This is a genomic window from Vibrio sp. SCSIO 43133 (assembly GCF_023716845.1).
GTDB classification, from domain to species: Bacteria; Pseudomonadota; Gammaproteobacteria; order Enterobacterales; family Vibrionaceae; genus Vibrio; species Vibrio mediterranei.
Genome location: NZ_CP068024.1, coordinates 1,550,192 through 1,572,955 on the forward strand (window position 1 = coordinate 1,550,192; position 22,764 = coordinate 1,572,955).

General features: G+C 45.1%; 16 protein-coding genes. 13 read left to right on the top strand and 3 right to left on the bottom strand.

Going from position 1 to position 22,764, the window contains the following annotated elements; genetic code table 11:
* Positions 1-49: 49 nt before the first annotated feature.
* The 5 genes from JKJ11_RS07470 (at position 50) to JKJ11_RS07490 (ending at position 7,947) form a co-directional block, all read left to right on the top strand.
* A complete protein-coding gene (locus JKJ11_RS07470) occupies positions 50-1,957 on the top strand; it encodes a bifunctional 5-dehydro-2-deoxygluconokinase/5-dehydro-2-deoxyphosphogluconate aldolase (protein WP_062460179.1) in 1,908 nt (635 codons plus the stop codon).
* A 73-nt stretch (positions 1,958-2,030) separates the two neighbouring features.
* Positions 2,031-3,542, top strand: a complete 1,512-nt coding sequence (locus JKJ11_RS07475) for a CoA-acylating methylmalonate-semialdehyde dehydrogenase (RefSeq protein WP_252038994.1) — start codon at positions 2,031-2,033, stop codon at positions 3,540-3,542.
* 537 nt (positions 3,543-4,079) lie between these two features.
* On the top strand, positions 4,080-5,312 hold the full coding sequence (locus JKJ11_RS07480) for a DUF819 family protein (RefSeq protein ID WP_006070660.1): 1,233 nt from the start codon (positions 4,080-4,082) through the stop codon (positions 5,310-5,312).
* 227 nt (positions 5,313-5,539) lie between these two features.
* A complete protein-coding gene (locus JKJ11_RS07485) occupies positions 5,540-6,655 on the top strand; it encodes a phosphoserine transaminase (protein ID WP_252038995.1) in 1,116 nt (371 codons plus the stop codon).
* Between the two features lie 122 nt (positions 6,656-6,777).
* Positions 6,778-7,947 carry a phosphoglycerate dehydrogenase gene (locus JKJ11_RS07490; protein ID WP_124941075.1) on the top strand — a complete coding sequence of 390 codons (1,170 nt, stop codon included), beginning with the start codon at positions 6,778-6,780 and terminating at the stop codon, positions 7,945-7,947.
* A 25-nt stretch (positions 7,948-7,972) separates the two neighbouring features.
* Here JKJ11_RS07490 and JKJ11_RS07495 read toward each other — a convergent pair whose 3' ends face one another.
* Entirely contained in the window at positions 7,973-9,394 is a 1,422-nt protein-coding gene (locus JKJ11_RS07495) for a DUF3131 domain-containing protein (protein WP_240206743.1), read from the bottom strand.
* Between the two features lie 228 nt (positions 9,395-9,622).
* Between JKJ11_RS07495 and JKJ11_RS07500 the strand changes: the two genes are divergently transcribed.
* From JKJ11_RS07500 to JKJ11_RS07515, 4 genes are all read left to right on the top strand, one after another.
* Positions 9,623-10,255 carry an ElyC/SanA/YdcF family protein gene (locus tag JKJ11_RS07500; protein WP_252038996.1) on the top strand — a complete coding sequence of 211 codons (633 nt, stop codon included), beginning with the start codon at positions 9,623-9,625 and terminating at the stop codon, positions 10,253-10,255.
* 124 nt (positions 10,256-10,379) lie between these two features.
* A complete protein-coding gene (locus JKJ11_RS07505) occupies positions 10,380-12,080 on the top strand; it encodes a type I secretion system permease/ATPase (RefSeq protein WP_252038997.1) in 1,701 nt (566 codons plus the stop codon).
* A gap of 8 nt (positions 12,081-12,088) precedes the next feature.
* Positions 12,089-13,396 carry an HlyD family type I secretion periplasmic adaptor subunit gene (locus tag JKJ11_RS07510; RefSeq protein ID WP_198557739.1) on the top strand — a complete coding sequence of 436 codons (1,308 nt, stop codon included), beginning with the start codon at positions 12,089-12,091 and terminating at the stop codon, positions 13,394-13,396.
* Positions 13,397-13,654: a membrane protein gene (locus tag JKJ11_RS07515; RefSeq protein ID WP_006070667.1), complete on the top strand. Its 258-nt coding sequence runs from the start codon at positions 13,397-13,399 to the stop codon at positions 13,652-13,654.
* A gap of 107 nt (positions 13,655-13,761) precedes the next feature.
* Here JKJ11_RS07515 and JKJ11_RS07520 read toward each other — a convergent pair whose 3' ends face one another.
* Together JKJ11_RS07520 and JKJ11_RS07525 are read right to left on the bottom strand one after the other, a co-directional pair.
* Positions 13,762-18,204 carry a beta strand repeat-containing protein gene (locus JKJ11_RS07520; protein ID WP_252038998.1) on the bottom strand — a complete coding sequence of 1,481 codons (4,443 nt, stop codon included), beginning with the start codon at positions 18,202-18,204 and terminating at the stop codon, positions 13,762-13,764.
* Between the two features lie 232 nt (positions 18,205-18,436).
* On the bottom strand, positions 18,437-19,420 hold the full coding sequence (locus tag JKJ11_RS07525; protein WP_124941081.1) for a hypothetical protein: 984 nt from the start codon (positions 19,418-19,420) through the stop codon (positions 18,437-18,439).
* A gap of 148 nt (positions 19,421-19,568) precedes the next feature.
* Between JKJ11_RS07525 and JKJ11_RS07530 the strand changes: the two genes are divergently transcribed.
* Genes JKJ11_RS07530 through JKJ11_RS07545 form a run of 4 tightly spaced genes read left to right on the top strand, consistent with a single transcriptional unit; the run spans position 19,569 to position 22,759 of the window.
* Entirely contained in the window at positions 19,569-20,795 is a 1,227-nt protein-coding gene (locus JKJ11_RS07530; RefSeq protein WP_198557741.1) for a PP2C family protein-serine/threonine phosphatase, read from the top strand.
* Positions 20,796-20,805: 10 nt separating this feature from the next.
* A complete protein-coding gene (locus JKJ11_RS07535) occupies positions 20,806-21,138 on the top strand; it encodes an STAS domain-containing protein (protein WP_252038999.1) in 333 nt (110 codons plus the stop codon).
* 32 nt (positions 21,139-21,170) lie between these two features.
* A complete protein-coding gene (locus JKJ11_RS07540; RefSeq protein ID WP_124941083.1) occupies positions 21,171-22,295 on the top strand; it encodes a nucleotidyltransferase family protein in 1,125 nt (374 codons plus the stop codon).
* An 11-nt stretch (positions 22,296-22,306) separates the two neighbouring features.
* Positions 22,307-22,759, top strand: a complete 453-nt coding sequence (locus JKJ11_RS07545; protein ID WP_031496075.1) for an ATP-binding protein — start codon at positions 22,307-22,309, stop codon at positions 22,757-22,759.
* The last annotated feature ends 5 nt before the right edge of the window (positions 22,760-22,764 follow it).

Consider the following 22,764-nt stretch of genomic DNA (forward strand, 5'->3'; position numbering starts at 1 on the left):
TATAATAAAATGAAATAAAAATTTCATTAATCTTGGAGGAGATGAGGTAATGAGGCAGAAGGATAAGAAGTTTGATGTGATTTGCATGGGCAGGGTGGCCGTCGATTTTTATGGTCAGCAAATTGGTTCACGGCTAGAAGACATGAGCAGCTTCTCGAAATACCTAGGTGGCTCATCTGGTAATGTCGCGTATGGCACAGCGAGACAAGGGTTAAAGTCGTCAATGCTGGCTCGTGTGGGCGATGAACATATGGGGCGATTTCTTCGTGAAGAGCTTGAAAGACTTGGTGTAGACACCAGTTTCTTAATTACTGATAAAGAACGTCTAACTGCCTTAGTCATATTGGGTATCAAAGATGAAGATACTTTCCCGCTGATCTTCTACCGTGACAACTGTGCCGATATGGCCATTACGTCTGACGATATAGACGAAGACTATATTGCGTCAGCACGCTGCCTCGCTATCACGGGCACGCATTTGTCGAATCCTAAGACCCGAGATGCCGTGCTTACTGCACTTCGCTATGCCAGAAAGCACGGCGTAAGAACGGCGTTGGATATCGATTATCGTCCGGTGCTTTGGGGACTAACTTCACTGGGTGATGGTGAGACTCGCTTTATTGAATCAGGAGCTGTCACTGAACAATTACAAGAGGTACTCGGCCTGTTCGATTTGATCGTCGGGACAGAAGAGGAGTTCCATATTGCAGGTGGTTCAACCGAGACGTTACAAGCACTTAATGGGGTGCGCAAAGTCACTGATGCGACATTGGTTTGCAAACGAGGTGCTTTAGGTTGCTCGGTCTACGACTCGCAAATTCCAGACCACCTTGATGGTGCAATTAACGCAACGGGTGTACGAGTTGATGTGCTTAATGTGCTCGGCGCTGGCGATGCCTTTATGTCTGGACTATTGCGAGGCTACCTCAATGATGAAAGCTGGCAACAAGCGTGTGATTATGCGAATGCTTGTGGAGCACTAGTTGTCTCTCGTCACGGTTGCGCTCCGGCGATGCCTTCGAAAGAGGAGTTGGACGATTACTTGTCACGTGCAGAGCAAGTCCCAAGGCCTGACTTAGATACAAGATTGAATCACTTACATCGTGTGACTACTCGAGATAAACAGTGGGACGACCTTTGCATACTTGCCTTTGACCATCGAATTCAATTGGAGCAAATGGCTCAAGATGTCGGTGCGTCATTGAGTCAGTTGCCCAAGCTCAAGAAGCTGATACTAGAAGCGTATTCAGAAACAGTGCGTGAGCAGGGGTTACAAGGCGGAGCCGGTTTGTTATGTGATAGTACTTATGGACAAGCTGCACTCAATGAAGCTACAGGTAAAGGTTGGTGGATTGGAAGACCAATCGAGCTGCCAGGCTCTCGTCCTTTGGAGCTTGAACATGGCAATATTGGTTCGCAACTTGTGTCTTGGCCTAAAGAACACATTGTGAAGTGCTTAGTCTTCTATCATCCTGACGATGCTCTTGAACTCAAAAAGCAACAAGAGCGCCTACTAAGTGATGTTTATCTTGCATGCTGCCAATCAGGGCATGAATTACTGATTGAAGTCATTCTGCCAAGCTCGATGCCTCAAGGTGATAACTATTATATCGAAACGATACAGCGACTCTATCAGTTAGGAATCAAACCGGATTGGTGGAAGTTGCCTCCTCTATTACCTGAAGGCTGGAGAGCGGTTGAAGATCTAGTGTCAAGCAATGACAGCCATTGCTATGGCGTTGTCTTACTTGGATTAGATGCCTCGAAAGAAGCGCTGGCTGAAGGGTTTAAACACGCTCAAGCCAGTAAGCTTGTTAAAGGGTTTGCCGTAGGGCGGACTATCTTTGGTGAGCCTTCGAAAGCGTGGCTTGCTAACCAATTAGATGACGACACATTCAAAGCGAATATAAAGGCGAACTATCTAACGCTTGTTTCAGCGTGGAAAAATCGAATGTAACTACATGCACTCAGGCCGAGTACATCGCAGTGATATTTGATGCCTGAGTATTTATTAGAATTGTGGAGATACTATGGAAACCATTCAAAACTATGTCGCAGGGGCGATTGTTAACAGTGAAAGTGAGCGCTTTGGTGCGGTCTATAACCCTGCAACCGGAGAACAAACAAAACAAGTGGTATTGAGTTACGCTCATGAAGCTGAGCAAGCGGTTGAAGTGGCGAGTACAGCCTTTAAAGCTTGGTCTAAGACGTCACCGCTCAAACGTGCGCGAGTGATGTTTCAATTCAAGGCGTTACTTGAAGCAAATATGGATCGGATAGCACGCACCATTTCAAATGAGCATGGCAAGGTATACTCCGATGCGATAGGGGAGGTGACTCGTGGGTTAGAAGTGGTGGAGTTTGCCTGTGGTATCCCTCACTTACAGAAAGGTGAGCACTCAGCTAATGTCGGTACTGGCGTTGACAGTCACTCTTTAATGCAACCTCTCGGTGTTTGTGTTGGTATTACTCCGTTTAATTTCCCAGCCATGGTTCCAATGTGGATGTTTCCAGTTGCCATAGCGACGGGTAATACTTTTGTGTTGAAACCGTCTGAGAAAGATCCGTCAACGGCTTTGATTCTTGCTGAATTGTTAAAACAAGCGGGATTACCTGATGGTGTCTTTAATGTAGTTAATGGTGATAAAGAAGTTGTAGACGCCTTGCTTACGTCACCTAAAGTAGAGGCGGTTAGTTTTGTTGGTTCTACGCCAATCGCTGAATACATTTATGCCACAGCCTCTGCTCATGGGAAACGCTGCCAAGCCCTTGGCGGGGCGAAGAACCACTGCATCTTGATGCCAGATGCCGATATGGATATGGCGACCAACGCCATTATGGGGGCGGCATATGGTGCTGCAGGTGAGCGTTGTATGGCACTGTCCGTCGCAGTGGCAGTCGGCGATGAGACCGCAAACCGTTTCATTGAGAAGCTCACACAGCAAATTTCACAAATGAAAGTAGGCCCAGGTATTGTGGAGGGTACTGAAAACGATATGGGCCCGGTGATATCTGCGCTTCACAAACAAACCATTTGCGACTACATCACTAGTGGCGAAGAACAAGGTGCTGAAATTGTTGTTGATGGCCGCGACTTTACCGTTACGGGAAATGAAACAGGGTACTTTGTTGGCCCAACTCTGATTGATAACGTCATGCCGGAAATGACAGTGTATAAGGAAGAGATTTTTGGACCGGTGTTAGCCGTGGTTCGTGTCAGTGACTACGAAACGGCTTTATCATTAATCAATCAACATGAATATGGTAACGGGACCGCTATTTTCACTCGTGATGGGGAAACCGCACGTCAGTTTAGTGAGGATGTTCAAGCTGGCATGGTGGGTGTGAACGTGCCAATTCCTGTTCCAATGGCATTTCATAGTTTTGGAGGGTGGAAGCGTTCTATCTTTGGACCTTTAAACGTTCATGGAAATGATGGCGTACGTTTCTATACCAAGATGAAAACCGTGACTAGTCGTTGGCCTGCTAGTGTTCGATTAGAACAGCATGCAAGCTCATTCTCAATGCCGACGATGGAATGACCTATACTCAATGTTAACGAGTAAACGAAAGAGGAGCTTTGCTCCTCTTTTTTTGGTTCAGTTGCGGCAAATAGTGCTGAAAATGTGATACATGGTGTCAAGTTTCGTGAAAATCACCGTTAAAATTCAACACTTTTATGTTCTCAAATGTGATTTGTATCAAATAACAATCAATAGGTGTTTGTTTGATATTTGTACGATTTAACAATTTTTATGCGTCTAGTTGTATTGCGGAGTTGATGATTAGTGGTGAAGGAATTGTTGCCAAAATGATTACTGAACAACATAAAGTTCGTATTACAACTTGCTGATAATATAGCGTTTTTACTTAATTCTAGTGAATGGCTATACGCAATCGACAGACTCAAAACGCGTAGGCTAAACGATTTTTGGCAAAGATGAATTTCTATTTATTCATTTCTATTGGGTAAAAATTGTTAAAATTTGTGACAATAAAGAGATGTATGTATAGTCTCTGGCCACTGACCAAATGTGTCCAAATGTTTCAATGGATGCAAGTTAAGGAGACTAACAATAATGATCACGAATGACGCAGTCATAATGGGCTTACTTGCTGCCATTCTTGGTGGAGTATTTATCACCGAGAGCAGCAAAAATCCTTTCTGGAGAAAATTCTACTCTTTTGTCCCAGGTCTGTTGCTGTGCTATTTCCTCCCGTCTTTACTTAATACAACGGGCATTATCGACGGTTCTGACTCTAAACTATATTTTGTTGCTAGCCGATACTTACTGCCGGGCGCTTTAGTTCTGTTGATCGTTTCTGCAGATTTGAAGAAGATCTTCGGCTTAGGTTCGAAAGCGGTAATTATGTTCTTAACGGGTACATTGGGCATCATCATTGGTGGACCAGCCGCAATAGTAATTTTAGATTTTATCAATCCAGACCTCGTTTCTGGTGATGTATGGCGTGGCCTAACAACAGTTGCAGGTTCGTGGATTGGTGGCGGTGCTAACCAAGCTGCGATGAAAGAAGTGTTCGGTGTAGGCGACCAACTATTTTCTGCGATGATTACGGTTGATGTTATTTGTGCCAACATTTGGATGGCTATCTTGCTTATCATGGCTGGTCGTCAAAAGAAAATGGATGCATGGCTTAAAGCTGACACCTCTTCTATCGATGAACTAAAAGAAACCGTTGCGAAGTACGAAGAGGAAAACTCTCGTCCAATCACAACGACAGATATGATGAAAGTCGTGGCGATCGCTTTTGGCTTAACGGGTCTCGCACATTTTGGCTCTGATTTGATTGCTCCTTGGATCGCAACCAATGCGCCAGAGTTAGAGAAATACAGTCTGACGTCAGGATTCTTCTGGCTCATCGTTCTTGTTACGACATTTGCGTTGATTGCTTCCATGTTCAAACCAGCGCGCACACTAGAACATGCTGGAGCCTCTAAAATCGGTTCAGCGTTTATCTATATTCTAGTGGCGACTATCGGTATGCAAATGGACGTGACTGCGATTCTAGATAATCCGGGCTACTTCTTTATCGGTATTACATGGCTGACGATTCACGCATTGCTGATGATCTTTGTGGCTAAGCTGATTCGTGCTCCGCTATTCTTCATGGCTGTAGGTAGCCAAGCCAACGTTGGTGGTGCAGCATCAGCGCCTGTTGTCGCCGCCGCCTTCCACCCATCATTAGCACCAGTAGGTATTTTGATGGCAGTACTAGGCTATGCGCTAGGGACGTACGGAGCTTACATCTGCGGTATCATCATGCAAGCTGCTGTTGGTGTTGTGGGATAAGAAACAAACAGTATCCCGTTCAAGGCAGTGCGTAAAAGCACTGCCTTTTTAATTTTGGGTTATCTCAAAAATCCAAAGCACTCTTTTGTTGTTTTTGCAGAGAAAACGGCTCATTTCACACAGTAAATACAAATATTTATTGTCGATCAGCATAACCCTCTTGCCTTAGCGTCTGTTTTACGACAATGTGATGAATAGTTATTCAATATTCACAAGCAGGGAGGCTTATGAAACCTCAACTCAAACCGCAAAACCCTAACTTCTCTTCTGGACCATGTAGCAAGCGTCCGGGGTATGATCTCACTCAACTGGATGCTTCCACATTAGGTCGTAGTCACCGTTCATCTCTAGGTAAAGCAGTACTGGCTGAATCGATAGAAAAAACCAAAGCGATACTGGGTATCCCTGAAGACTATCGTGTTGGCATCGTTCCGGCATCCGATACTGGAGCTATGGAGATGGTGATGTGGTCGATGTTAGGTCATCGTCCAATTGATGTTTTCCATTGGGAGTCGTTTGGCTCAGGTTGGTTAGCGGACATCACCAAACAGTTGAAACTTGAACAAGTAAATAGTTATTTAGCTGATTATGGGTCGCTACCAGATCTAACACAGGCTAATCAGCAGCACGATACCATCTTTACATGGAATGGCACGACCTCTGGAGTGAAAGTCCCGAATGGTGATTGGATTAGCGATGATAGAGAAGGGGTGACTATTTGTGATGCAACCTCCGCTGTGTTTGCGATGCCTATGCCTTGGGAAAAACTGGATGTGGTCACTTTCAGCTGGCAGAAGGTGTTAGGTGGAGAAGGGGCTCATGGGGTCATTGTTTTGAGCCCTAAAGCGGTCGAGCGATTAGAGACTTATACACCGCCGTGGCCACTGCCGAAGATTTTCCGCATGACAAAGGGTGGAAAGCTCATAGAAGGCATTTTCAAGGGTGCGACGATTAATACGCCTTCTATGTTATGCGTAGTGGACTATATTGATGCTCTAGATTGGGTGGCAGATATTGGCGGTGTAGGTGCGGCGATTGAGAAATCAGAATCCAACCTTGCTGTACTAACAAACTTCGTGGAATCACGAGAGTGGATACACTTCTTAGCTAAAGAACCAACACAACGTTCTAACACCAGTGTATGCCTCACGCTTGATGCATCGGAGCAGCAAGTTAAAGCGATGATTAAATTGTTGGATGATGAAGGTGTCGCGTTTGATATCGGCGCTTATCGGGACGCGCCAGCGGGACTCAGAATTTGGGCAGGGGCTACCGTTGAATCTAGCGACTTGGAAGCGTTACTGCCATGGCTAGATTGGGCTTATGCTGAAGTCACACAATAATTACAAAGCACCTGCTGGTCAGGTGCTTTGTTGTCTCTGGCACAACAGAAAAAAGCCAGCTTTGGGACAATAACAGTACGCTGATGAGTAGAAATGGAATTTCAACTTAAGGTGAAGCGACAATGAAGAAAATAAAGACCTACAACGCTATTTCGAATCAAGGATTGGATAAGTTTTCACGCGACAAATATGAAGTATGTAGTGAGTTTGGTGAGCCTGATGCAATTTTGCTTCGCAGTCATAAACTCCTTGATGAGTCCATTGCTTCAAGCGTTAAAGCCATTGCACGATGCGGAGCAGGGGTAAACAACATCCCGATCAAATCTTGCACGGAAAATGGAATTGTCGTGTTTAATACGCCGGGTGCTAATGCCAATGCAGTGAAAGAGTTGGTATTAACCGGGCTTTTGTTATCGGCAAGAGATGTCGTGGGTGGTATTCGTTACTCCCACACCCTCTCCGATATGACAGATGCCATGGCGATGGACAAGCTATTAGAGAAGGAAAAGAAGCGTTTTTCTGGCTCTGAAATCAAAGGCAAAACACTTGGTGTAATTGGTTTAGGCGCAATTGGTGCCTCTGTCGCTAACACCGCTATTGATCTTGGTATGAACGTGATTGGTTACGATTCAGCGCTGAGTGTTGAAGCGGCTTGGCGATTATCAAGTCGTATTAAGCGAGCGGAGAATTTAGTGTCGGTGATTGCAAAATGTGATTTCGTGACCGTTCACGTTCCTGCACTGCCTTCAACTATAGGATTGATTAACCACGATTTATTGTCTTCAGCTAAACCAGGCATGGTGTTGCTGAATTTTGCTCGTAAAGAAATTGTCGATACAGACGCAGTAATAACCGCGCTTGAGAATCACCAAATTGATCAGTATGTGACTGACTTTCCAACGCCCTCTCTTATTGGGCGTGATGGCGTGATCCTCATGCCTCATATTGGCGCTTCGACGTCCGAAGCAGAGGAAAATTGCGCCATCATGGGGGCGGAGCAGCTCATTGATTTCTTGGAAAATGGCAACATTACTAATTCAGTTAACTTTCCTACGATTCGTTTAGAAAGGGCAGAGGGCTACCGAATTACGTTTGCTAACGATAATGTCCCTAGGGTCTTGGGTAGCGTATTGTCTCTGTTGGCTGATTTGAATATTAACGTGCTCGATATGCTGAACAAAAGCCGAGAGGAGGTCGCGTATACCATTCTCGATATTGAGCAAGAGCCTAACGATGAACTCCTTTCAGCTATCAGCAATGTAGAGCATGTGTTTAACGTAAGAACACTCTAGGTGACAACATTGGCGAACTTGCAGGCTATTTGGCGGAATTTGACTGCTCTAATGCATAAGGGTAGAGAGCATGATTACCAAGAGCTTTATACCATAGTGCTGTAAGCACAAGAGAGTTGGTATTGATGTTATAGGCGGTGTTAGTGCCGCCATTTTTATAACGACCAGTTGGGATACTTCGAGAGCTTAGACTTGTTTTAACAACCGTGTTGTAGAGTTGTTGTGAGAAATCGTCGGCATATAAAACACTTAGTCCGAATCCTATCTTTGAACTGAACGTCTGTGGGTTCTCGATCGGTTTACCCCCGGGGCTCACGCTCAGCCAAGGTTTGCCATAATAGTAAATATTGTTATAGGCAAACCAAGGACTTTTACTCATCGCGTCTTCAGCAAATACTTGAGGTTGTCCTAACTGTTTGGAACGTTTTTTATGCAGTTGGTAAAGTTGATCAAGTTGATTCCACCATACGTTCTTTGCCCCTATTTCTATGGCAGTTAGTACATAGGGATCAGTAGTGAAATAGGGGACGTTTCGATTATCCACATATACAGACATACCATCGACCGACACTTTTTCTACGTGCTGTTTGGTAAAGCTCTGCGCTAAGTTATAACCGAATAACTCAAACCCTTGTGCGGCATATTGCAGATAGCCTAAGCGTCCTTCTTGTCGATAGTATTCTTTGTTTTTATATAGTTTGGTGCCATAAAGGGTACCTTTGTGAACGGCTGATGCGAGTTTCCAGTTTTTTTCTATGATGGCGACTTTACTAGCCAGTTCGGGCAGCATTTTTTCGGTGATGCGCAGCCAAATAAGTAATCGACCTATATCAAGCGCCGACCAACCATTGCCATTACTTTTGGTGTCGCTGTAACTGCCTGATGGTTTTCCATGTTTGGTACTGTATTCTCTATTTGGAAGGGTGTTTTGATACAACGCTATAGTGGCGAGCGTATCCAAAGTAAGGCTGAGTTTATCTCTCACTTCTTCTCTGGAAATAAGGTTTAGTTCATAACTCGCGAGTGTTGCCGATATTCCACTGGCAATATCCCACATGGTCGCGTGATGATAGCCTTGTACGGAATCCCAGAACCCAGTTTCAGGATGATAATTTAAATCAAAGTAGTACATGGATTTTTTTGCAAGTAGCCAATCGTTGCGCGTTAAACGAGACAAATCTAGTTCAACAGTTTGACTTGAATTAGTTGGGGACAATGATGGTTTGTTAAGCTCAACATTTGAAGGGACATCAATTATCGTTTCGACAATAATTGGGGGAGCGAGCGCCCTTCTTTGGTATTCGATAGTGGAAGGTGCCTCAGAGGTATCACCCTGAGAGACGCCTCTTCCGCCATAAAAACTGGGTGCTTCTGGTTCATCGGACGCAAAAGTGAGCACGGGAATGAAAGCAATGTAGAGAGCTAGCTTTGCCATCAACTTTTGCACTTATATTGCTCCCTTACTCTAGATTCCATACTTAACTAAATGATAAGACATGAATAATGTTTTTCTAATCTAGTTTTTACGATACTTATCAGGAGGTTTTAAATTAGAAGTGATTTGTATAATAATTGAACGTTTTTCTGTTCTTTTTCGATAATTCTGTTACTATATTCTGCGTCAAAGGACTCTTCAAAAGTCAACGGATAGGCGAGCTGAAATTAAGGTGCTCCTATGCGAAAATTCATCGACTTACTCTCTCAATCTAACGTTTCTCTCGTTCGCCAGTCAGCCAGTGTCTTGGCTACTTTTCTTAAATCTGAACAACTCGACTATCGGCTAGATACCGTTCAGAAACAAAGGCTTGCTCAGTATTTAGAAACTACAACGCTCGTTAGCGAAAACTTTGGTTCACCACTCAATGCACATAGCGTAGTGGCATTTTCTTTCGGTGATAGCGAAGATGTCAACAAACGACTTGCCAATGTAGCCACTGATTTGGTTCGTGAAAACGGATTTCTTGACGCGCATATACAACAAGAAGTAGCAGAGCACATTACGGCTTTGCCCAATGCACATGTAATTGCTGATGACAACTACCAAACCACGACTGACGTAGCAAGAAAAGCGTTAGATAAATCCGTGGGCCGTAACGTGATAGTGGTTGCGCAAGCATGGCACGCCAAACGATGTATAGAGACGTGTCAGGAAGTAGGTTTGAACGTGGTTGGATTAAGAACGGTAGACCGATTTCCGAAAAATGACCCACAGCCATGGGTGAGAAATCCAATTAATTGGGTGTTAAAAGAAAGCCAAAGACAGTTTGTGACTGGGCAAGAAATCAGCCGTCTTTTACAACTTGCCTAAACGATGTGAGCGTTACACTAAGGATTTGTTTCTAAAGAGAGTTTGATCATCAAATAATCTCGAAATACCCAACGTAGTTCCTATACTGCCCAGTACGAAGCAATTACAACAGTATAGAGAACACATGGAACGTATCAGAACAGCGTTTTCTCAGGCTCGCAAGGAATTGTGGGTAGCCGCTTGGTTCAGTCTTGCGATTAATTTCTTAGTTCTGTCTTTACCTATTTATGGTTTGCAGTTATTCGATCGAGTCTTGTCGAGTTATAGCATGGAAACCATGTTTGCGCTGATGGGGATTGTGCTGTTTCTTATTACCGCGCAGTTCCTACTAGAGCATATTCGAACAGAGCTTCTTCAAAAATCGGGACTTAAACTGGATGCTTCTTTAAGCGGCTTATTGTTGTCTCGAAGCATATCTCAATCCTCCCAAACCAACAGAATTGAAAAGCAAGGTTTGCAGGATCTATCGGAGATCCGTAATTTTCTGGTGACGCCATCGACGTCTGCAATTTTCGATATTCCTTGGTCACCGTTCTTCCTCATTATTCTCTTTATGCTTCACCCATACATTGGCTTAGTTGCTCTATTTGGCACTGTTACTTTTGTCTTGTTAGCAATGATCATGTTGGTTCAGTCAAGAACCACTAATGAAGAGTCTGTTCAGTTTTCAAATCGCACCAACATGGAGCTAAACGACTATTTGCGCAATGCCCCAATGCTTAAAGCGATGGGAATGTCAGAGAATATTGGCCGTGTATGGGAACATAAAAGTGAAAAGATGCTTGCCTATCAGTGGTTAGTTAATTCGAAAGCGGGAAAGCTACTGGCACTTAGTCGATACTTTAGAACCTTACTGCAAGTGGTAGTTCTGTCGTTAGGCGTGTATTTAGTTCTCAATCAACAGCTTGGTACAGGAGCGATCATTGCGAGCTCCATTATCATGGGGCGCGTGTTGTCCCCATTTGAACAGGCGGTGGGTAGTTGGAAATCTTGGTACGTTGCGTATAAGTCTTGGCGACGTTTAAGCGTGTTACAAAGCACCGAAGATGCAACGCAGAAAATTAAACTACCGGATCCTAAAGGGCAAGTGCATTTCAAGAATGTAGGGCTGAAGTTACCTAATGTGCAGGAGCCAATATTGCAGAACATTAGTTTTAAACTTGGGGCCGGTCAAGCACTTGCCATACTGGGTAATTCAGGCTCCGGAAAGTCTACCTTAGCGAAACTCATTATGGGGATCTATCAGCCAAGTGTTGGAATGATAGAAGTGGATGGGGCGGCTATAGGCCAATGGTCGGATATACAATTCGGGGAACACATTGGTTATTTACCACAACATGTTGGTTTGCTGGCTGGGACGGTGAGAGACAACATTTGTCGTTTCAGTGACGCTGATGATGAGGATGTAGTTAGAGCGGCAAAATTAGCGTGCATACATGAACTGATTATCTCGCTTCCTGAAGGGTATCAAACCTACTGCGGTGAAGGTGGTTTGCAGCTGTCTGGTGGTCAGATGCAGAGAATTGGTCTTGCTAGAGCGATTTTCTCCAACCCTAAAGTGCTAGTACTTGATGAACCCAACTCAAACCTTGACCCGGAAGGTGAAGTCGCGCTCGCTATTGTGCTCCAACATTGTAAAGAGAACGAAATCACCGTTGTGATGATCAGTCATCGCCCTGGTTTTCTGCGTCAAATGGATTGGGTTGTGCTCTTAAAAGATGGGAAGGTCGAGAAAGCTGGTAAGAGTGAGCAGTTCCTCGGTTTATCTTCGAGTGTGGATACTACTCCAGAACCAGCAGCATCAACAGCGCGAACAGCAGGGTAGGAGGACTTATGGTTTTTGATACATCGAAAGTCATTAAATCAGGGATAGTACTTACCTTACTAACGGTGTTTGGTTTTGTCTGGTGGAGTACGAGTGTAGAGCTTAGCTCCGCATCTATCGCAAAAGGTGTCGTGGTAGTAGAGAGCAAACGTAAACCTGTACAACATCTGGAAGGTGGATACGTAAAACAGATTTTTGTGCGTGAGGGTCAGCATGTGGAAGTCGGCGAAATTCTAGTAGAGTTATCGAACTCGAGGGCAGAAGCAGATTTTCAGCGCTTAGACCTCAAGCTTATGTCGTTAGAGTTTCAAAAACGCCGATTAAAAGCACTACTCGAAGAGCGCAGTGTTGTTGATTGGAGTATGGGAGATAGGACTGAACTAGCCACTAACACCATTGAACGTACGCAGATATTGAGCAATATCGTGAGTAACGAGCAAGTCCAATTTCAACAGGCTCTTTTGAAATCAGAGCTCTCACAAGGGCAGTACTTACAGCGTAAAGCCTTATTAGATGAGCAAGTACGAGGAGGGCAGTTTCAAAAGCGAGCAGTGGAACGACAACTCTCCTTAGTTAAACAAGAAATTGATATGACCAAGGGGCTGGTGGATAAAGGTTATGTCTCAAAGACTCGAATGTTGGAACTACAAAGAGCATTGGCAAGAATTGACGCAGAGCTTGCAGAGGTGAATGCCGATATTGAGGTTGGACTCAGGCAGCTAAACGCTTTAGAGCAAACCCATAAAGCGCAGCGCCTAGAACAACAGCAAAGCTATGCTGCTGAGCTAGCCTCGACTCAAAAAGAAGCGCGTGATGTCAAAGAAGCCTTGAAAGCGGCGTCGGATGTGCGCGAACGGGTAACAATACGCAGTGAACATCAAGGAACGGTTGTTGGTGTTAATATTGCTGGAGTAGGGGCAGTGGTGAATCCTGGTGATATCTTAATGCAAATCGTCCCTGACAGTGATGAGTTGATTATCGAAGCTTTGGTACCTCCACAAGATATTGATGTGGTGCGAGTCGGTCTTGAAGCCAAAGTCAGATTAAGCGCTTATAACATTCGAAAGACGCCGCCTGTGGATGGTGAGGTGACTTATGTCGCTGCAGACCGTTTGGGTGATGATGTTGATGATAATGTCGTTGGCTACAAAGTACAAGTGAGGTTAAACGCCGAAGCGCTGCATCAGTTAGAAAACATCGAGCTATACCCTGGCATGCAAACTGAAGTATTTATTGTTTTGGAACAGCGAACACTTTGGGATTACCTAACAGCACCGCTAACGGTTAGCTATTATCGGGCGATGAGGGAAGTATAGATGGATTCAGACATGCTTTTTTGGCTAAGCTTTTATGGCGCGTTTTTTATTGCGAGTGGGGTAGTAGGGGCACTCAAAGGTCGACTAATTGCTGGGATTTTACTTGGTTATGTCTTAGGACCCATAGGGTTAGTTGTTATGCTACTTAGTAAAGATCAACGTATGATTCCTTGTCCGCATTGTGGTCAGAAAACCCACCATCACTCTTACCACTGCCAGCACTGCAACGAAAAAGTATACGGTTATCTCCATTCTTAAAACCAAGATCCTATCTCTAAATTTACTCCAGCTTTACTCTTAAATGGCAGCATAAAAAAAGCCCTTCTTTCGAAGGGCAAACAGTCAGGAACTCACAAGGATAAAGGTTAAGCAATATCTGTTGGGAAGTTGATATTGTCTTGGTCGAGGTCGCTCCAAATCGTGACCTCTTTACCGTCGGAGCTTTCGAGCTTGTAGCCGTATAGGTTAGATGTATCAAGATTTTGTGCTTCGTAGGCATCTTTCAAACCTTGAGCCATGTCTGTCGTCGTACCTTTTAGCTCCCAACCCCAACCTGTGAGGTCGATGGAGTTGGCGCCAGTACACACGAATTGTCCATTCGCCTCTCCAGCGGTGTCGTTAACTACTATTTTGTCTAATGCAATGGATATGTCAGTATCGGAAGAGTTGACTCTTACCCCTTCTATTTCTTGGAATGCAGTTTTAGACATATCTATAGTTTGGTTGTCACCGTCGCTGCCCACGACAAGGACATCAAACCCTTCACCCCCGCTAAAATATACGGTGTTCGCATCACCAGAGGTCATTTCTTCACTATCAAATGTCAAAGTATCGTCACCGCTTCCTGCAAACAGTTGATCAAGACCCGACCCTCCATCTAGAGAGTCATTACCCTCTTGACCAAAGACAAGATCATCACCGCTACCGCCGCGTAAGGTGTCGTTACCCACACCGCCATCTACATAGTCACTACCACCTCCGCCATCGAGCGTATCGTTCCCTTCCTTACCGGAGAGATTGTCGTTACCGCTACCGCCGAAGAGTTTGTCATCGCCCAACTCACCAAACATTTGGTCGTCACCGGATTGACCATAGAGAGTATCATTACCATCTTGCCCAAATAGGGTATCGTTTCCTGACCCGCCTTCTAAACGGTCATTGCCTTCGCCACCGTAGAGTAGGTCGACACCACTATCACCCTTGAGCTTGTCGTTACCAATACCACCAATTAGCTGGTCATCGCCATCACCACCAAACAACTGATCATTACCGGAACCGCCGTCGAGTTGGTCGTTGTCGCCGTAGCCGTAGAGTCTGTCATCCCCTTCGTTACCTTCTAAGACGTCATGGCCAGAGCCGGCATTGAGCGTGTCGTTGCCGTCGCCTCCATACAGTTTGTCATGACCAGCACCTGAAATGAGCGAGTCGTTGTCGCTTCCCCCATACAAGGTATCGTCACCTGCACCGGAACTAATCGTGTCATTTCCTTCATCACCGTAAAGGGTATTATTACCTGTCGAAGCGACGATAGTATCGTTGCCTAATCCACCGCGAACCGTGTCATGTCCCCCTCCGGAAGTAAGCGCGTCATTACCTTCGCCCCCATCCAAAGTATCATTACCATCCGCTGAAGTGATAGTGTCGTCACCTGCGTTACCGGATAGCACATTACTACCAGACTCAGCGCTGATATTGTCATTACCAACACCACCAGAAACCGTATCGTTACCGGCGCCCGTTTTGATGAAATCATCACCGTCACCGCCTAAAATGGTGTCGTTTCCCGTGCCGCCCATTAGAATGTCGTCACCGCTAGCACCATCGATCAGGTTATTTCCTGACTCACCAAATAGTTGGTCGGTACCATCGCCCCCAAGCAGGGTATCGTCGCCGCTTCCTGCGTAAATAAAGTCGTTTCCAGCATCACCACTTAAGGTGTCATTGCCTGCGCCACCAAGAAGTACGTCTGTTGCTTCCCCGCCGGATAGTTCATCATTACCATCCCCGCCATCCAGCGTATCTTCACCAGCGTCTCCTGATAGAACATCTGCGCCACCTCCACCGGAGAGACTATCGTTACCAAGCCCGCCAACAGCATGGTCACTTCCAGAACCGCCGAATAACGTATCGTTGCCTTCACCAAGGTCGACAGTATTGTTACCCGCTTCGCCATAAACCGTGTCATCCCCAGTACCAGCAGTGACAGTGTCCGCACCGTCTCCCGCGAATAGGGTATCGTTGCCGCCGCCGCCAGTAATGGTGTCGTTGTCGGCTCCTCCGTAAAGTGTGTCCGCGGCATCACTACCAATCAGCGTATCATCACCCGTGCCACCGTAGATATTGTGTGAGCCAGTTGCTGCCGCTGTGAGGGTATCGTTGCCTGCTTCACCTAATAATGTGTCTTGCCCATCATCGGTCATGACATCATCGCCTGCGCCACCAGCGAGGAAATCATAGCCGTCACCACCCACTAACTCATCGTTACCGTCGCCACCAAAAATAGCGTCGTTTCCGTCTTGACCGTAGAGCTTGTCATCACCGTCACCACCATCAATGTGGTCATCGCCTAAGCCTGCGTGCACAACATCATTGCCTCGGTCGGCATAAATAGCGTCATTACCTTCGCCTGCATCAACGGTATCAGCCCCAGTACCGCCGTAAACTGCATCATCTCCTGTACCAGTACTGATGGTGTTGCTACCCGCTTCGCCAAACACGGTATCATTACCTTCACCCGTGACCACGTTATCGGCACCTGAGCCGGCAAATATGGTGTCATCACCTTTGCCAGAAAATAGTTGGTCGTCGTCTGAACCACCAGCGAGTAGATCGTTTTCGTCAGAACCTGTTAGTACATCATTGCCAGAACCACCAAAGAGTTCACTGGCATTGCTGCCCGCAGTTAAGGTGTCATTGCCTGCCTCACCAAAAAGTTTGTTGGCCCCTTGTTGCCCCAAAACAACATCGTCGCCACCGCCTGCAAAAATAGAGTCGTTTCCTAGTCCTGCATTGATGGTGTCATTGCCGCCGCCCGCAAAAACTTCATCGTGTCCGTCACCCGCATCAATATCGTCGTCACCTGACCCCGCGTAAACTTTGTCGTCACCAATTCCAGCCTTAACGGTATTGTTACCGTCGCCAGCATAGATGACATCGTCTCCAAGCCCAGAAATGACGTTATCTGCGCCATCATCCGCATAGATAGTATCGTCGCCATCTCCTGAATCTATTTGATTGAGTCCGGAGCCGGCAAAAATGGTATCGTTATCGGCACCCGAAGAAATGACATCGTCACCAGATTCGGTGTAAATAGTGTCGTCCCCCGTTCCTGTATCAATGACATTACTACCGCTTTGTCCAAATACAATGTCATCGCCTGAGCCTGTATTGATGACGTCATTGCCTTCACCTGCATATACTTGATCGTTGCCTGCGCCTGTAGCGATAACATCGGCTCCTTCATTCGAATGCACTATGTCGTCACCATCGCCTGCGTCTATTGTGTCACTGCCTTCGCCACCATAGAGCTCATCGTTACCAAGACCTCCGACAAGCACATCATTACCTGAATCACCGATAAGCACGTCATTGCCGTCACCGCCGGAGAGCGTATCGTTACCAAATTCGCCAACAAGAACGTCATTTCCAGCGTCACCTTGCATTACGTCATCGCCATCGCCGCCGAGCAAGAGATCATTGTCGTCGCCTCCGGAAATAGTGTCATTACCAGCACCACCGATAACAAAATCTGCACCTGAACCACCAAGAATATTATCGTTACCTTCTTCGCCTTGTAACTCGTCCGCGCCTTCGCCACCCTCTAGGAGATCATCACCTTTGCCACCAAAGATTTTGTCATCACCTGCATCACCGTATAGGGTGTCGGTGCCGTCGTCCCCAATGATAATATCTGCACCGTCGCCGCCGTGAATAGTGTCGTCACCAAGTTCACCTAACAGCGTATCGTCACCTTCATCTCCATGTAACGTATCGTTTCCGTCACTGCCAAGTAGGGTGTCATTTCCGGTGCCGCCGGACAAATAGTCGTCTCCGTTACCACCAACTAAAACGTCATTGCCTTCTTCGCCGAACAAACGGTCGTCATTGATATCACCATCTAAGAAATCGTCACCCGTTCCACCATAAATGGTGTCGTTACCTTGTTGCCCCTTGAGAATGTCGTCTCCGGCGCCACCATAAATTTGGTCGTTAAAGATGTTGTGAACGGCGATATTGACGCTCTCAAGATCGTCATCAATGGGAGTACCATCAACGCTTTCTAACGAAAAAAAGACAGGTGTATCAGCAGACACTTGAGATTCAGTAAACTCAAAATCGATGACGACATCACCGTTTTCGTCAACAATGGCTTCTTGAGAGTGGATGACGACACCTTGGTCATCTTTGATTGTGACTATGACCGTCTCGTAGGTGCCACTTACATTGAAGTTTGCAGTGAGGTTGCCCGTTTGCTCTATGATGTAATTGCCTAGACGTACACCATGTACAATGGTTTCTTCTGATGAATTCGACTCTGAACCAGAATAGCTATAGACGGTTGTCGTGGTTCCCCAACTATCATCGCCACTGCTACTATCTGAAGTTTCATTGTTTGACGAGGAATCGTATTCCACATCACCTAGCACCGTGTCCGCACCTTCACCGGCTTGAATATGATCAGAACCTTCGCCACCCGCCACGAAATCATTACCTTGTTTAGCATGAATTTCATCATTACCGGACTTAGCGTTTAGATTGTCGGCTTGGTCAGTACCTGTAATCAGGTCGTCGTTTTTTGTTCCGTCCATGGGATTCTCTCTCTAGCCAATTTCGTTGATGCGTTAACATATGAATTAGGAGGTTTTGAACTGTTTTCCACAAAACCGTCGCAATCGGAGTAGAGCAGAATATGTGCCAATTTGCTCATGGCTATAACAATCTGAAAACTAGAATAAAAATTCTTAGCAGATGTTCTGTGTCATTTTGAGATTTACGTGGAAGCCAATATGCGACGCAATTTGCACGAAAAAGTTAAGAGACTCAAAATGCAAATGAATATGCAATGGTGATGGAGCCATCTAGGAAACGGCCAGTGCCTTCAGCCGCGTTACCAGGGTTCCAACGGTTACCGGAGTAGTTGTTATATTGCAAAGTGATTGTTCCTGGCCGCCAATCGAAATACCCAAACCCATAGGTATAATCGGGATTCCAGGGTTGTTGTTGGGACTTATCAAAGTAATAGAATGCGGTGGCGTTAACGTACCAGTTCCCGAAAATAGCGTACTTACACCCTAGAGATGCGGTTCGGTGATGAGCCTTGTAGCTGGAGGACGCAAGGTCGAAGTAAGAAGGTGTCCAATTGTAGTCGACTTGACACCCAATGCTCCCGTCTTCGGAAACTCGAGTCCACTCTAGTAGCTTTCCGGTAATTGGAAACTTCCATCCAAGCGATACTGTACCCTCATCAAAATTGGTTCTTGAGCCGCCTGGTTCAGGTGAAAAACGATTCCCACCGTAATTGGAATACAAAAGACTAAAAGTGTAAGGACGCCAATCGCTATAACCAAAAACATAGGTAAAGTCTGGGTTCCATGTTTGTTGCTGATCTTTATCGAAATAGTAATAAAGAGTGCCAGAGGCAAACCAGTTGCCGATTAATACATATTTCAACGATAAATTTGCTGTGTAATTGACATTGGAAGGGCCATTTGTTGCGCCGGAAGGCAAGTTGGCATCTTGGGTTTGAATTAATGGCAAGTTAAGTGAAAAGTTACCACTTAGCCCCGATAACCCTTCTCGGTCTTTTAGTTCACCAAATGGCAGTTCGAAGGAGCTTTCTACGCCTCGCCAAATTAAGTCTAATTCACTGTCTTCATCTTTATTATTGATGGAGTTGTCACTATTGGTCAGGTTTGGGGAAATAGGCGCAGGCGCATGCTCGCGAGTATTTGATAGATATTCATCACCAAAACACAACGAGGAAAATGTGATGGTTGATAAGCCAATAATGACGTATTTCTTCATTTATTATTGCGTCCTTGCAAGCCGTAGTCCTAACTTCAGATATACAACCTTGCTCTAAGGTAAAGAAAAGCAAAATATTTTTTTGTTTTTTCGTTCTCAGTTTCTATTCTAGTAAATAATGCTTCATAAGTGAGACGGAATCTCGTAAATGACACAAAAAGAGTTCAAAGACGCAGCAGAATCTAAAGAGGTTTTATTGGTGGAAGACAATAAAACCACGCAGATTCTAATGAGCTCACTTCTTAAGAAGAAGGGGTATAGTGTCACTGTAGCCAGTCATGGTTATGAAGCCTTAGAAATACTGCAGAAAAGCGAACATATTCAATTCGTATTGAGTGATTGGGTTATGCCTAAAATGGATGGGGTTCAATTGTGCCAAGCTCTAAAATCGACAGATTACAATCGCTATATATTCTTCGTTTTATTATCTGCTAAAGATGATAATGACTCGATTGTCAGTGGGATTAATGCAGGTGCTGATGATTTTGTTGCCAAAAATACAGCTATAGACGAACTAGATGCGCGTATTCGAGCTGGTTTTAGAAATTTAAATCTTCATAACGAATTACTCAAAAAGAATCAGGCGCTTGATAATGCGTATGCCACCATCCGACAAGACTTAGACGCGGCAGGCGATTTTATTCGTCAATTGCTACCAACGAAAGTTGAATTCAACAACGTGTTGATGAATTACACATCAATTCCGAGTGCGCAGATTGGTGGTGATATTTTGGGTTATTTCGAACTCGACGAGCAGCATATTGGTTTCTATTTATTAGACGTGTCGGGACATGGGGTATCTTCTGCATTGTTGTCCTTCTCCGTTCAACAAACGCTGTCTATCGCAAGTGGTCCAAACTCAGTGGTTTATAAGGAATCGTCCTCAGGAAAAGTAATTCGCCGAACTGATGAGGTAGTGGCGAAACTAAATGACATATATAGCCAAGATGATTCAAACCCCCTTTATTTTACTATGGTATATGCCGTATTGAACCAGGCAACTGGGCAGCTAGATTATTGCATTGCTGGTCATCCACCAATTGTGTGGTATCAGCATGAAACGCAGTCTACGGAATTTCTTGGAGAGGATAACTTTGTTGTCGGTATGTTTGATTTTGCAGACTACAAGCAAAAGTCGGTGACGCTTGGTCCTAGCGATGAGGTTTGGATTTATACCGATGGCATCACTGAAGCTAGATTTGAAGGCGAGTTTTACACCGAAGAAAGGTTAAAAGAGAGGATACAACACCATGCCTCTACAGACTTTGAAAACAAACCGAATGCCATTGTGTCAGAGGTGAGAGAGTGGCAAAAGAGTGACGTTTTTGATGATGATATCAGTATTTTAGTTTGTAAATGGGCACCAAACCAATAGGAAAATTACTATGAATTATGAAGTGTCGAACAACGACCTATTTACGGTTGTGGAAGTACAAGAATCGCGTTTTGACGCTAAGTTGGCTCCAACGTTTAGGCAATCTATGGAAGATATTCGGGGCGATATTAAACCTAATTTGTTGCTTGATCTATCGAATGTAAATTTCATGGATAGCAGTGGCCTAGGAGCTGTAATGGCGGTTTATAAGCTCCTTCGAGATAGGCAAATTGCTATTGTTGGCGCTAAACAACCTGTTAGAGATCTATTGAAGTTGACCCGAATGGATAGGCTAGTAAAAACCTATGACACGGTTGAGGATGCAATGACGGCGTCGGTTTAAGTGGTAATTCTAATTAGGCTAGGGGATAGGCAATGAAAGGAATGATATTGGCGGCAGGCAAGGGGACTCGAGTTAGACCCATCACTCAGCAGATACCTAAACCTATGATCCCGATATTGGGTAAACCTGTAATGGAGTCGATGATTGAGTTATTCGCTCAACACAATATTACTAAGATTGTCATTAATACGAGTCACTTGGCTGAGGTAATAGAAGACTATTTCGGCGATGGTCACCATTTTGATGTTCAGCTTTCTTATTCTTGTGAGGGAGAGCTTAAAGACGGCAAGTTTGAAAGCAAAGCCCTAGGTTCGGCTGGGGGGATGAAACGCATTCAAGAGTTTTCAGGATTCTTTGATGAGACGTTTGTCGTGGTGTGTGGTGATGCGTGGATTGACCTTGATTTGAAAGAGGCGGTTCGCAAGCATAAAAAATGCGGAGGTATTGCGACCATTATAACCAAACGAGTGCTTGAAGAAGAAGTCGAAAAATACGGTGTTGTGGTAACGGGCGATAAAGGTTTGGTGCAAAGTTTTCAGGAAAAGCCCGCTCGCGAAGATGCGCTGTCGAATCTTGCCAATACAGGTATTTACATCTTTGAACCCGCTATTTTCGACTATATTCCTAGCGACCAAGAGTTTGATATTGGTAGTGAGTTATTCCCTAAACTCGTAGAGCAACATGTACCGTTTTACGCTGTTGAAATGAACTTTCAGTGGCTGGATGTCGGTAACATCAAGGATATTTGGGGTGTTACCGAGGATGTATTGAGCGGAAAAGTTCCAGGTTATAGAGTGCCGGGCACGCAAGTGAAAGCGGGTATCTGGCTCGGGATTAACACCCAAGTCGATCTTGAAAAATGCAATATTGTTCCGCCAGTTGTTATTGGTAGTGGATGTCAAATTAAGGAGGGTGCGACCATCACTGGTCCCGCTTTGATTGGCGCAAACTGTCAAGTGGACGCCAATGCGACAATAAAACATTCTCTGGTGTTTGATTACACACAAATTCATACCAATGCTGTTGTCGAGGAACAGACTATCTTTGGTGATTTTGGCATAGGACATGACGGTGAGGTTGAGGATAAAACTCAATGGACTAACCTGCGCCCACACCCAGCTTTAAATCGTTTAGCCGATGTGATTAATAAAATGTGATGGGAGAAAGCATGGTTGATAGCAATGTATTTACTCACACTTATGAAAGCTCACTGATTACATCAAGAAATGTTGCCGATGACCTGAAGGCATTTTGGTCTCAACAAGCGGTCAAAAACAGTGTTATTGATGAACTAGAGCTGTGCGTGGTTGAGTTGGTAAATAATGCTTTTGAGCATGCTTATAAAGAGCGTGAGGGTGAGGTTATAGAAATTGTAAGTACGTTGACAGATTCGACGATCACCGTTGATATCACCAATTTCGGAGAAGGAATGTCTCAAGATGATTTTGCGTCTGCGCTTGAGGCCGATTTTATTGAACCGGACGCGGACGACCCCGACACGTGGGTAACGTCAGGCAGAGGCTTTATTATTCTTGCGGCTTTAGTTGATAAAGTCGAACTAACATTCGATGACAACCGCAATACTTTCCATTTAATTAAGTCATATGACGCGGTGGTATAGGTGGC

Bases quoted from the DNA above. Each gene is read 5' to 3' on its own strand.
- JKJ11_RS07530 (WP_198557741.1), top strand. From the start codon at position 19,569: ATGACACAAAAAGAGTTCAAAGACGCAGCAGAATCTAAAGAGGTTTTA.
- JKJ11_RS07475 (WP_252038994.1), top strand. From the start codon at position 2,031: ATGGAAACCATTCAAAACTATGTCGCAGGGGCGATTGTTAACAGTGAA.
- JKJ11_RS07470 (WP_062460179.1), top strand. From the start codon at position 50: ATGAGGCAGAAGGATAAGAAGTTTGATGTGATTTGCATGGGCAGGGTG.
- JKJ11_RS07510 (WP_198557739.1), top strand. From the start codon at position 12,089: ATGGTTTTTGATACATCGAAAGTCATTAAATCAGGGATAGTACTTACC.
- JKJ11_RS07540 (WP_124941083.1), top strand. From the start codon at position 21,171: ATGAAAGGAATGATATTGGCGGCAGGCAAGGGGACTCGAGTTAGACCC.
- JKJ11_RS07525 (WP_124941081.1), bottom strand. From the start codon at position 19,420: ATGAAGAAATACGTCATTATTGGCTTATCAACCATCACATTTTCCTCG.
- JKJ11_RS07520 (WP_252038998.1), bottom strand. From the start codon at position 18,204: ATGGACGGAACAAAAAACGACGACCTGATTACAGGTACTGACCAAGCC.
- JKJ11_RS07545 (WP_031496075.1), top strand. From the start codon at position 22,307: ATGGTTGATAGCAATGTATTTACTCACACTTATGAAAGCTCACTGATT.
- JKJ11_RS07515 (WP_006070667.1), top strand. From the start codon at position 13,397: ATGGATTCAGACATGCTTTTTTGGCTAAGCTTTTATGGCGCGTTTTTT.
- JKJ11_RS07505 (WP_252038997.1), top strand. From the start codon at position 10,380: ATGGAACGTATCAGAACAGCGTTTTCTCAGGCTCGCAAGGAATTGTGG.
- JKJ11_RS07500 (WP_252038996.1), top strand. From the start codon at position 9,623: ATGCGAAAATTCATCGACTTACTCTCTCAATCTAACGTTTCTCTCGTT.
- JKJ11_RS07490 (WP_124941075.1), top strand. From the start codon at position 6,778: ATGAAGAAAATAAAGACCTACAACGCTATTTCGAATCAAGGATTGGAT.
- JKJ11_RS07480 (WP_006070660.1), top strand. From the start codon at position 4,080: ATGATCACGAATGACGCAGTCATAATGGGCTTACTTGCTGCCATTCTT.
- JKJ11_RS07535 (WP_252038999.1), top strand. From the start codon at position 20,806: ATGAATTATGAAGTGTCGAACAACGACCTATTTACGGTTGTGGAAGTA.
- JKJ11_RS07485 (WP_252038995.1), top strand. From the start codon at position 5,540: ATGAAACCTCAACTCAAACCGCAAAACCCTAACTTCTCTTCTGGACCA.